Annotated in this window: 12 protein-coding genes, 2 tRNA genes and 1 pseudogene; 2 read left to right on the plus strand and 13 right to left on the minus strand. The window is 70.1% G+C overall.

Going from position 1 to position 9798, the window contains the following annotated elements; all coding sequences use genetic code 11:
* The 5 genes from KN815_RS24830 to KN815_RS24850 all read right to left on the minus strand — a co-directional run.
* The coding region (locus KN815_RS24830) for a class I tRNA ligase family protein (RefSeq protein WP_216344146.1) at positions 1-1088 on the minus strand (1088 nt) is incomplete at its 3' end.
* A 278-nt stretch (positions 1089-1366) separates the two neighbouring features.
* Positions 1367-1439, minus strand: a tRNA-Ala gene (locus tag KN815_RS24835).
* 101 nt (positions 1440-1540) lie between these two features.
* The gene (locus tag KN815_RS24840) at positions 1541-1774 is read right to left on the minus strand and encodes a hypothetical protein (protein WP_030835565.1); all 234 of its coding nucleotides are present in this window, start codon (positions 1772-1774) and stop codon (positions 1541-1543) included.
* Between the two features lie 5 nt (positions 1775-1779).
* Positions 1780-1938: a hypothetical protein gene (locus tag KN815_RS24845; RefSeq protein ID WP_014060668.1), complete on the minus strand. Its 159-nt coding sequence runs from the start codon at positions 1936-1938 to the stop codon at positions 1780-1782.
* Between the two features lie 78 nt (positions 1939-2016).
* Positions 2017-2313 (minus strand): hypothetical protein, encoded by a 297-nt coding sequence (locus KN815_RS24850; protein WP_216344147.1) that lies wholly within the window; start codon positions 2311-2313, stop codon positions 2017-2019.
* A 43-nt stretch (positions 2314-2356) separates the two neighbouring features.
* On the opposite strand from KN815_RS24850, the pseudogene KN815_RS24855 reads away from it, so the two are divergent.
* Positions 2357-2482, plus strand: a pseudogene (locus tag KN815_RS24855) (helix-turn-helix domain-containing protein); the annotation flags it as partial.
* A gap of 78 nt (positions 2483-2560) precedes the next feature.
* Here the strand turns inward: KN815_RS24855 and KN815_RS24860 are convergent.
* The 7 genes from KN815_RS24860 to KN815_RS24890 form a co-directional block, all read right to left on the minus strand.
* Positions 2561-2633, minus strand: a tRNA-Ala gene (locus KN815_RS24860).
* Positions 2634-2705: 72 nt separating this feature from the next.
* Complete coding sequence (locus tag KN815_RS24865; RefSeq protein ID WP_216344152.1) at positions 2706-3359, minus strand: histidine phosphatase family protein; 654 nt, start codon at positions 3357-3359, stop codon at positions 2706-2708.
* On the minus strand, positions 3356-3796 hold the full coding sequence (gene rsfS, locus KN815_RS24870; RefSeq protein WP_216344148.1) for a ribosome silencing factor: 441 nt from the start codon (positions 3794-3796) through the stop codon (positions 3356-3358). Before rsfS ends, KN815_RS24865 begins: the two co-directional genes overlap by 4 nt.
* A 176-nt stretch (positions 3797-3972) precedes the next feature.
* On the minus strand, positions 3973-5808 hold the full coding sequence (locus KN815_RS24875) for an LCP family protein (RefSeq protein ID WP_216344149.1): 1836 nt from the start codon (positions 5806-5808) through the stop codon (positions 3973-3975).
* Between the two features lie 10 nt (positions 5809-5818).
* A complete protein-coding gene (nadD, locus tag KN815_RS24880) occupies positions 5819-6430 on the minus strand; it encodes a nicotinate-nucleotide adenylyltransferase (protein WP_060944022.1) in 612 nt (203 codons plus the stop codon).
* A gap of 59 nt (positions 6431-6489) precedes the next feature.
* Positions 6490-6657, minus strand: a complete 168-nt coding sequence (locus KN815_RS24885) for a hypothetical protein (protein ID WP_162953016.1) — start codon at positions 6655-6657, stop codon at positions 6490-6492.
* Between the two features lie 139 nt (positions 6658-6796).
* On the minus strand, positions 6797-6949 hold the full coding sequence (locus KN815_RS24890; RefSeq protein ID WP_216344153.1) for a hypothetical protein: 153 nt from the start codon (positions 6947-6949) through the stop codon (positions 6797-6799).
* Between the two features lie 105 nt (positions 6950-7054).
* Here KN815_RS24890 and KN815_RS24895 point away from each other — a divergent pair, with 105 nt between their 5' ends.
* Positions 7055-8311, plus strand: coding sequence for a M48 family metallopeptidase (locus KN815_RS24895; RefSeq protein ID WP_216344150.1), 1257 nt, complete (start codon positions 7055-7057; stop codon positions 8309-8311).
* A gap of 86 nt (positions 8312-8397) precedes the next feature.
* On the opposite strand, the gene KN815_RS24900 is transcribed toward KN815_RS24895, so the two are convergent.
* A complete protein-coding gene (locus KN815_RS24900) occupies positions 8398-9480 on the minus strand; it encodes an SCO2583 family membrane protein (protein ID WP_216344151.1) in 1083 nt (360 codons plus the stop codon).
* Positions 9481-9798: the final 318 nt, after the last annotated feature.

A 9798-nucleotide genomic window follows, 5' to 3' on the forward strand; every position in this document is an offset into this window, starting at 1 on the left:
GTGGCGTGGCCGCCGGTCCAGGCGTCGCGGGTGCCCTCGGGCCAGGCGCCCGGGACGATCTCGTCCACCAGGCCGTGCTCGGGCGCCAGGACCATATAGGTGGCGCCGAACAGGGTGTCCTGGCGGGTGGTGAAGATCGTGATCTTGGCGTTGGCGTGGTCGGTCACCGGGAAGTCGACCCGGGCGCCCTCGCTGCGGCCGATCCAGTTGCGCTGCTGGAGCTTGATGGCCTCGGGCCAGTCCAGCTCGTCCAGGTCGTCCAGCAGCCGGTCGGCGTAGGCGGTGATGCGCATGTTCCACTGGCGCAGCTTGGCCTTGAAGACCGGGAAGTTGCCGCGCTCGGAGCGGCCGTCCGCGGTGACCTCCTCGTTGGCCAGCACGGTGCCCAGGCCGGGGCACCAGTTGACGGGCGCGTCCGAGGCGTAGGCCAGGCGGTACTCGCCCAGGATGTCGGCGCGCTCGGGCTCGGTCAGCTCGGCCCAGGGGCGGCCGTCGGGGGTCGGGCGCTCACCCGAGGCGAACTGCTGGACCAGGGTGTCGATGGGGCGCGCGGTCTTCGCCTCGGAGTCGTACCAGGAATTGAAGATCCGCAGGAAGATCCACTGGGTCCACCGGTAGTACTCCGGGTCGATCGTCGCGAAGGAGCGGCGCTGGTCGTGGCCCAGGCCCAGGCGGCGCAGTTGCCGCCGCATGTTCACGATGTTGGCCTCGGTGCTGACCCGCGGATGGGTGCCGGTCTGCACCGCGTACTGCTCGGCGGGCAGGCCGAAGGCGTCGAAGCCCAGGGTGTGCAGGACGTTGTGACCCGTCATGCGGTGGTAGCGGGCGAAGACATCGGTGGCGATGTAGCCCAGCGGATGGCCCACGTGCAGCCCCGCACCCGAGGGGTACGGGAACATGTCCATGACGAATTTCTTGGGCCGGGCGACGACCTCGGCGTCGCCGGCCAGGTCGCCGCCCGGGTTGGGCGCCTCATACGTGCCGTGCGCGTCCCAGAAGTCCTGCCAGCGGGCTTCGATGTCGGCGGCCAAGGCGGCCGTGTAGCGGTGCGGCGCGGCCACCTCGGCCGCGGCATTGGTCTCGCTCATGGTCCTCAAAGCTCCATCGGTCGTCTCTGCCTGCGGCAACGCAGCGGATCCCTCACGCTTCCGAAACAAAAAGACCCCTCGCACAGGAGGGGACGCCGCGCTGATGCCGACCGGGGCTGTTCTCGGTCGGTACTGGTCAGCGCGGCCCGCTAAGCAGAAGGCGTACGGCACGCATGGAGCCAGGTTACCGCAGGGCACTGACGGCCCGCACGGAGGTGACCTCCGTCACGCACGAAGAAAAGCGGGCCGTCCTTACCGGACGACCCGCCTCTTTGATGTGGAGCTAAGGAGAATTGAACTCCTGACCTCCTGCATGCCATGCAGGCGCTCTACCAACTGAGCTATAGCCCCAGGTCTTGCTCCGCCCGGTTTCCCTGGCGGCGACGCCTACATTACACGGACGCCCCGGCCTTCCGCCAAATCGATTACCCGGAGGCCGGAGCAGAGCCCCGTTACGCCGTCGCGAACGAATAGAAACGCTTCAGCGTGCAGTGCTCGTCGAGGAGCCGGCCATAGATCGGCTCCCCTTCGAGCTCGCGGTAGGTCTCGATGGGATCGCCCCTGATGATCAGCGCCCGCGCGCACTCCGCACACCAATACTGGTAGTCGGAGTTGAGCGGCTCCATGTCGCGGACGATGGGTGTACCGGTGCCGCACCAGTCGCACTTCCGGCTGTGGGCTCCCATCTCACTCAGCTCCAGCTATGGCCACAGGCCGTACACACGTAGGAAACACCACCGTTGTCACCGAGGACCTGGGCCACATGCGCGGAGCCGCAGGACGGGCACACGATGCCCGCTCGTGCCCTGCGGGACGGGTCCTCGATCGCATCGAGGATGCTGGTCCGCATCCCACCTGCCCTCCCCATCGGACGTGTCGGCCCCATCCCCCTCCGGCCGTCCGATTCTGCCACGGGACGACGCGCAGGTCAGCGGAGATTCCCCACTCGTCTCACCAGACTCATCAGTACTCCGCACAGCGCGGCCCCGGCCAAGGCGACGCAGGTCACCCACAGGGCGTCCGCGGAGCTCCCCGCACTGGGCACCGTACCGTCCGCCGCGCCCAGGAACACGGCCCCGAAGACCACGACGCCGATGAGCAGGCCGAGTTGAGCCACTGTCACCGGAACCCCGCTGGCGTCCGCCGCGTCCTGCTGTCTTACGGTCGCCAACGTCCGTGTGAGCAGGGGGCTGTAGCCGAGCCCGCCCCGCACACGCAGGGTCATGACGAACAGGAAGCCCCCGTTGGCCGCCATCGCCAACGCGATGGGGCTGGGCCGTGAGGAGGTCGCCCAGCTCTGCGGCGTCGGCGTGACCTGGTGCACCTGGCTGGAGCAGGGCCGCCCGATCAACACGAGCGTGCGGGTGCTGGCCGCGATCGCGCGCAAGTCCCGGCGGCGGAGAGAGCCGCCGGAAGCGGCGCGGAAAGCAGCGATCCCGCCTCCCTGCGCGGGAGACGGGATCGTGGTTCTGTGGAGCTAAGGAGAATTGAACTCCTGACCTCCTGCATGCCATGCAGGCGCTCTACCAACTGAGCTATAGCCCCGCTCTTCTCGGCGCCGAAGCGCTTCGAACGAGTAGGAGCATAGCCGGTGACCTGCCGGAAAAGGAAATCCGCTCAGTCGTCGTCGCCGAGCACCGGCTCGGGCAGCGATCCGGCGTTGTGCTCCAGCAGCCGCCAGCCCCGCGCGCCCTCGCCCAGAACGGACCAGCAGCAGTTGGACAGGCCGCCCAGCGCCTCCCAGGTCCGGGGCTCCAGACCCAGCAGCCGGCCGATGGTGGTGCGGATCGTGCCGCCGTGGCTGACCACCACCAGCGTGCCCTCGTCCGGCAGCTTGTCGGCGCTCTCCAGCACCACCGGCGCCGCCCGGTCGGCGACCTCGGTCTCCAGCTCACCGCCACCGCGCCGGACCGGCTCGCCGCGCTTCCACGCCGCGTACTGCTCGCCGAAGCTCTCGATGATCTCCTCGTGGGTCAGCCCCTGCCAGGCGCCCGCGTAGGTCTCCCGCAGCCCCGCGTCATGCGTGACCGACAGCCCCGTGACGGCGGACAGCTCGGCGGCCGTGGCCGCCGCCCGCTTCAGATCGGAGGCGATGACCGCGTCCGGCTTCAGGGCGGCCAGCAGCCGGGCCGCCCGGCGCGCCTGGGCGACACCGGTGTCGGTGAGCTCGATGTCCAAAGAGCCCTGGAAGCGCCGCTCTATGTTCCAGGCGGTCTGGCCGTGGCGCCACAGGACGATGCGGCGACCACGGCCGCCGTGCGTGCCGTTCAGCTCAGCTCACCGCCCGGGCCGCCGTCCGCGGCCTGCGCCTGTGCGTACTCCTGCCCCTTGCCGCGGGTGGCCTTGGCGTCGGCCGGGAGCTCGAGCTGCGGGCAGTCCTTCCAGAGCCGCTCCAGGGCGTAGAACACCCGCTCCTCGCTGTGCTGGACGTGCACCACGATGTCCACGTAGTCCAGCAGCACCCAGCGGGCCTCACGGTCGCCCTCGCGGCGCACCGGCTTGGCGCCCAAGTCCTTGTTCAGCCGCTCCTCGATCTCGTCGACGATCGACTTGACCTGGCGGTCGTTGGGGGCCGAGGCCAGCAGGAAGGCGTCGGTGATGGAGAGCACATCGCTGACGTCGTACGCGATGATGTCGTGCGCGAGCTTGTCGGCGGCCGCCTGGGCGGCGGCGTTGATGAGCTCGAGGGAGCGGTCCGTGGCGGTCACAGGCAAAGCTTTCGGTCGGTGGTATCTCGAAGGTCTGGCTTTCCCCAGGATCTCACGCCCCACCGTCACGCCGGGTGGCCGTTCCCCGGCCGCCCGGCGTGCCCGGGGAGAACGCCGGGAGTACCCCGGGGGAACGCCCGGGGCGCCCAGGGAACCGGGCGCCCGGGCGGTACGGCTCAGCCCTCGGCGTCGTAGTCCGAGCCGAGGAGGACCGTGATGTCCGCGTTGGCCGCGCCCTTGCCCTTGCGCACCGCCGTCTCCGGCAACCCGAGCGTCTTGGCGACCTCCTTGGCCTGGCCCGCCTGTGCGGCGTCCGCGTAGGTCACCCGCGAGGCCGACTGCGGCGCACCGCCGCCCTCGGTGGCCGTGACGACCGTAAAGCCGCCATTGACCAGTGCGACCCGCGCGGCGCCCGACCCGTCCTTGGGGCCTCCGGCGTTGGTCACGCTGACCCGGGGCGCGGTGTTCTTGTCGGTGTTCTTGACCGTGCCGCCCAGGATGTCCTTGACCACATGGTCGGTCGCCTGGCTGCTGAGCGTCCCGTCCGCCTGGACCGGCAGCATGGCGGTGTCGTACGCACCGCTCTTGGCCTGCCCGGCCAGCCTCGCCAGTGACGCGCCGAGCTGCTGCTCGGACAGCGACGGGTCGGGGATCTGCGCCAGCGACTCCACGGTGCTGGTGGCGCCCTTCGTATCGCTGGAGACCTTCTTCAGCGCCGCCTGCATGACCTGCCCGAACCGCGCGAGCTGCTTGGACTGTGCCTCGCCGGGCGCGCGGTAAGTGGCGTACGCCACGGCCGCCTGGCCGCTCAGGATCTGGTCCTTGCCCTGCTTGGCCAGGGGATCCTCGCCCTTCTGGGGGCTGGGGACGGTCGCGTCGGTGTCGAGGGTGATCCCGCCGACCAGCTCCACGAGGTTCTCCAGATACGGAGTGTCCAGCCGCCAGGTGCCCTGGATCTTCGAACCCAGCAGAGTGCTCAGCGAGTCCCGGGTGGAGTCGGAGCCCTCGTCGCTCACCGACTTGCCGAGCGTGGTGGAGGCGCCGTCCTCGGTGGAGACGGACAGCGAGTTCGGCAGCAGGACGGTGGTGCCCTTCTTGGCGGTCTCGTTGTCCACCAGCAGGGCCGTGGAGGTGCCTCCGCCCTTGGTCTCGCGCAGATGGACGACGATCACATCGCGCTTCTGCGGGCCGCCCGCGGCCGCCTGGTCGTCGCTGCCGGAGAGCCCCGGGAGCTTGCCCGCGTACCAGAGGTAGCCGACCCCGCCCGCCGCGGCGATGGCCAGGACCACGACGAGCGCGATGACGCGGTTGCGACCCTTACGGCGGCGCTCGTCACGGCGCTCGGAGCGGGTCTCGGCGAACTTCAGCCAGTCGATGACGTCGTCGGACTCCTCGTCCTCCTCCTCGACGAAGGAGAACTGCTCGGTGTGGTACTCCTCGTCATCGGAATCCCCGGGGCCGCCGGGCCCACCGGGCCGCTTCGGCTGCGCGGAACGGGGCCCCGCGGACCGGGGCTCCTCGGCCTGAGGCGCCTCGGGCCCGCCGCGCAACTGCTCCGGGCTCAGCTCCTCGTAGGGGTTGGCCTCGCGCTGCGGGGGGACGGTGGCAGGGGCGGCGGCCGGTGGATAGCCGTGGCCGTAGCCCTGCGGCTGTTGCTGTTGCTGGTGCTGGTGGTACTGCTGCGGCTGCTGTTGGTATTGCTGTTGTTGGTGCTGATGCTGCTCTTGCTGGGCGTAGGGGTCGTAACTCTGCGTCTGAGTGTGCTGCTGCTGGTGCTGCTGGGGCTGGTGATGCTGCGGCTGGGCGTAGGGGTCGTAGCCGTACCCGTCCTGCTGTTGTTGCTCCCCGTACTGCTGCTGCGCCTGTTGCTGGGCGTACGGGTCGTAACTCTGCTGCTGTGCCGCCTGCGGCTGGTAGACGGGACGCCCATAGGCGTCATAGCCGTAGATCTGCGGCTCCTGGCCATACGGGTCCTGTGCGTACGGGTCGTACGGATCCTGCCGGTCGTTCACCGGTACCCCTTCAGCAGTCGTGCCGGTACAGCTCGCGCTTGTCGATGTAGCGCACCACGCCGTCCGGCACCAGGTACCAGACGGGGTCGCCATGAGCGACCCGCGCCCGGCAGTCCGATGACGAGATCGCCAGTGCCGGAACCTCCACCAGCGACACCCCGCCCTCCGGCAACCCCGGGTCGGCCAGTATGTGCCCCGGTCTGGTCACCCCGATGAAGTGGGCCAGCGAGAAGAGCTCTTCGGCGTCACGCCAGGTGAGGATCTGGGCGAGTGCGTCGGCCCCGGTGATGAAGAACAGATCCGCGTCACCGTTGAGCGCGCGCAGTTCCCGGAGCGTGTCGGTGGTGTAGGTGGGGCCGCCGCGGTCGATGTCGATACGGCTGACCGAGAATTGCGGATTCGACGCGGTCGCGATGACCGTCATCAGATAGCGGTCCTCGGCCGGGGAGACCTTCTTGTGACTCTTCTGCCAGGGCTGACCGGTGGGCACGAACACCACCTCATCGAGGTGGAACTGCGAGGCCACCTCGCTCGCCGCGACCAGGTGACCGTGGTGGATCGGGTCGAATGTCCCGCCCATCACGCCCAGTCGCCGCTTGCCGGACCCTTTCTGCTCTTCCATGCGTGCAGACCCTACTGGGCCCGGCCCGGAGCCGGGGCCCATAGGGGCAATCGCCCAGCTCAGCGGTCCCGGTTGAAGCGCGTGGTGATCCACAGCAGCAGGAAGAGGATCACCAGGGCCGCACCGCCGGTCATGTAGGGGCTGATCGTCGGGTGGGTGTCGGTGTGCTCACCGCCCTCGGCCGCGAGCGTGGTCAGGGCAGCATGTGCGGTGCTGATAGCGGTCATCGCAGGCAGTACCTATCCGGGTCTAGGCGACACAACACGTCGGGCCACATCGTATGCGAGGCGGTTTTCGGTCCCGCTGTCCGTCCTGCCGGTATCCGCTCGGTCCTGCCGGCATCCGCTCGGTCCTGCCGGTCTCCGCTCAGTCCTGCTTGTATCCACGCAGCAGGAACCAGGCGAGCAGGACGGCGCCCACCACGCCGACCACGATGACGGTGCGCAGCAGCGCTCCCGGGCCGTCGTTGCTGTGGGAGGTGGCGGCGAGGGTTTCGGTGAGGCCAGTCATATCGGGCATGTCTCCACGCTAACCCCCGGATGCTCAGGGCCTAGGCTGGGGGCCGCCGGACGAGGGGCCCGGACCGGGCGTCCCGTCGAGCGGGCAATCGACCGAGGGGGCCAGATGAGCGACACTCATGAGACCGGCGGCGGAAGCGGGACGGGAGACGCCCGGGAGCATGTGCCCAGCCGGGAGCGGCGGCGGTTCCCCGGGATCTCCTCACGGGCGTACGAACATCCGGCGGACCGCTCCGCGCTGGTCGCGCTGCGCAAGCTGACCGGCTTCGACACGGTCTTCAAGGCGATGAGCGGTCTGCTGCCGGAGCGGAGTCTGCGGCTGCTCTATCTGTCCGATTCGGTGCGGGTCGGCGACCGGCAGTTCGCCCACCTCCACGACATGCTGCGGGACGCCTGCTACATCCTGGACCTGGAGCGGGTCCCTGCCATGTACGTCACCCAGAACCCGCAGCCGACCGCGATGTGCATCGGCATGGACGCGCCGATCATCGTGATCTCCACCGGTCTGGTCGAGCTGCTCGACGAGGAGGAGATGCGGGCGGTCATCGGCCATGAGGTGGGCCATGCGCTCTCCGGACACTCGGTCTACCGGACGATACTGCTGTTCCTCACCAACCTCGCGCTGAAGGTCGCCTGGATCCCCCTCGGCAATGTGGCGGTGCTGGCGCTGGTGACGGCGCTGCGGGAGTGGTTCCGCAAGTCGGAGCTGTCGGCCGACCGGGCGGGGCTGCTGGTCGGACAGGATCTGCGGGCCTCGATGCGCGGGCTGATGAAGCTCGCGGGCGGCCACCATCTCCATGAGATGAATGTGGACGCCTTTCTGGAGCAGGCGGAGGAGTACGAGTCCAGCGGCGATCTGCGGGACTCCGTTCTCAAGATCATGAACATGCTGCCGCGCAGCCATCCGTTCACCACCGTGCGCGCCGCCGAGCTCAAGAAGTGGGCCGCGACCCGCGACTACCAGAGGCTCATGGACGGCCACTACCCGCGTCGCGACGAGGACCGGGACGCCTCGGTCAGCGACTCGATCCGGGAGTCCGCGACCCACTACGCGGAGTCGGTGCGCAGCAGCAAGGATCCGCTGTTCGCCTTCGTCAGGGACGTGGCGGGCGGCGCCGGGGACCTGGGCAGCAAGCTGCGCGACCGGTTCACCGGTGGCGGGGGCAAGCAGGGCGGGGAGAGCGCCGAGGAGGGCACCACGCCCCCGCACGAGCGACAGGACGGGGCTGAGGGGGCTCAGGGGGCTCAGGACCACCGGCCCGGGGACGGACCGGATGAGCGGCCGGGGAACGCGGGGCCGGCGAACGAGCGCCCCCGGAACGACGACGGGCCCGGGGACGGGGACACCCCGCCGCAGCGCTGAGACCGGCCCAGACGGCCCCTGGAGGCCCTGAGAACTTGCCCGCTCTCTCAGGGACTGCCCGAGGCCCGAGGACTGCCCGTCGGCCCTCAGGACGGCCCGTTGAGGGCGGGCTGGGTTCCGGGGGCCATGACGCCGCACAGCGAGACCGCGGTGCGGCCCGTGGTGTACGGGTCGGTGCCCGTGGGGGCGTCGCCCTTGGCGCTCTGTCCGGCGAGCATCGGCCGCAGATAGCCGGAGGCGTTCGCGGCACATGCCTGCGGGCCCGCCAGGACGGTGCTCTGCACCAGCTCCAGATGGTGGTCGCGCAGATCGTTCCGGTCGAAGCGGAACCGCGCCTCCCGGCGCACCGTGAACAGCGAGGCATGGTCCGGTCCGCGCTCATGGGCCCGCTGGACCGCGTAGACGAAGACGTGGTCGGCGGCGACCTCCAGGGTCGCGGGGCTGCGCTCGATGACCGTAAGGGTGCCGCGGACCCGCACCGGGGTGTCGGCCAGGGTCACCTCGGCCGGGTTGAAGCGGGTCAGCCAGCCGGTGGCCGCATGCCGTCCGTCGTCGACCGGATGGGCGAAGCTCTGGTCGAACTGGGTCTGCTGGGCCGGGTCCAGCAGCAGCCTTACGGCCTGCACCGGGCCGCCGGTGAGCACACCCGGGTCGATGGCGGACTTGACCAGGTACTCCTTGGCGGTGGTGAGCGCCGTCATCACCTGGCTCTCGGAGAAACTCTGGGTACGGCGGGCGCCGGGCACCGTGACCCCTTGGGCGCCGGTGCGGAACTCGGCGGCCGGGCTGCTGCGGAACAGCCGGTCCGGCGGCCCGCCGGGCACCTCACCGCGCGGTGCGAGCGGCACCACGCTGCTGTGCAGCGGCTCCACGGTCTGCGGCTGCGGTGTCTGGTACGGGTGACGCACCCCCATGTAGACGGCCGCGGCGAAGGCGATGGCGATCAGCAGGACCAGCGCGACGGCCTGGCGCGACGCCCCGGCCCTGGCCCAGGCGTGCCGGCTGCGCACCGCCCGCGCGTGCTCGCCCATGCGCTCCTGGGCGGAGAATTCCTGGAGCCGGGCAGCACGGACGAAGGACTCGTCGAATACGACGGAGCGGTACTCGTCCTCACCACCTCCCGGGACGCCCTCGGGTGTCCCCTCGGGAGGGTCTCCACGCCCGGTCATATCTCAAGAGTAGGTCGCGAGGGGCGACGGTAAACGCGGTGATACTCCACAACTTGGGAGGCGACTGGGGAGGAAACGCCCCATACGCCACGACGTGCTAAGCGCTCCGATGGAAGGGCCGCGATGCGTCGTCGGCCGACTGCGGCGCCGTCGTGGCTGGTCCCACGCGGCGGAGCCGCACATCGACACAGCCGCGGCGCAGCCGCACATCGGCACAGCCCCGCGCCCCTTCGGGGCGCTGCCCGAACCCGTAGCGGACTTCCTCTGACGTGCTAGCGATGCGCGAGGTCCTCACCGCGACGGCGGGAGGGCGGAGGC

The organism is Streptomyces niphimycinicus, from assembly GCF_018883605.1.
In the GTDB taxonomy this organism is placed as follows: domain Bacteria; phylum Actinomycetota; class Actinomycetes; order Streptomycetales; family Streptomycetaceae; genus Streptomyces; species Streptomyces niphimycinicus.

What these genes read in the sequence shown, in the direction of transcription:
- nadD (WP_060944022.1), bottom strand. Translation starts at nt 6,430, where the DNA reads ATGGAAGAGCAGAAAGGGTCCGGCAAGCGGCGACTGGGCGTGATGGGC.
- KN815_RS24900 (WP_216344151.1), bottom strand. Translation starts at nt 9,480, where the DNA reads ATGACCGGGCGTGGAGACCCTCCCGAGGGGACACCCGAGGGCGTCCCG.
- KN815_RS24840 (WP_030835565.1), bottom strand. Translation starts at nt 1,774, where the DNA reads ATGGGAGCCCACAGCCGGAAGTGCGACTGGTGCGGCACCGGTACACCC.
- KN815_RS24890 (WP_216344153.1), bottom strand. Translation starts at nt 6,949, where the DNA reads ATGCCCGATATGACTGGCCTCACCGAAACCCTCGCCGCCACCTCCCAC.
- KN815_RS24845 (WP_014060668.1), bottom strand. Translation starts at nt 1,938, where the DNA reads ATGCGGACCAGCATCCTCGATGCGATCGAGGACCCGTCCCGCAGGGCA.
- KN815_RS24885 (WP_162953016.1), bottom strand. Translation starts at nt 6,657, where the DNA reads ATGACCGCTATCAGCACCGCACATGCTGCCCTGACCACGCTCGCGGCC.
- KN815_RS24850 (WP_216344147.1), bottom strand. Translation starts at nt 2,313, where the DNA reads ATGACCCTGCGTGTGCGGGGCGGGCTCGGCTACAGCCCCCTGCTCACA.
- KN815_RS24895 (WP_216344150.1), top strand. Translation starts at nt 7,055, where the DNA reads ATGAGCGACACTCATGAGACCGGCGGCGGAAGCGGGACGGGAGACGCC.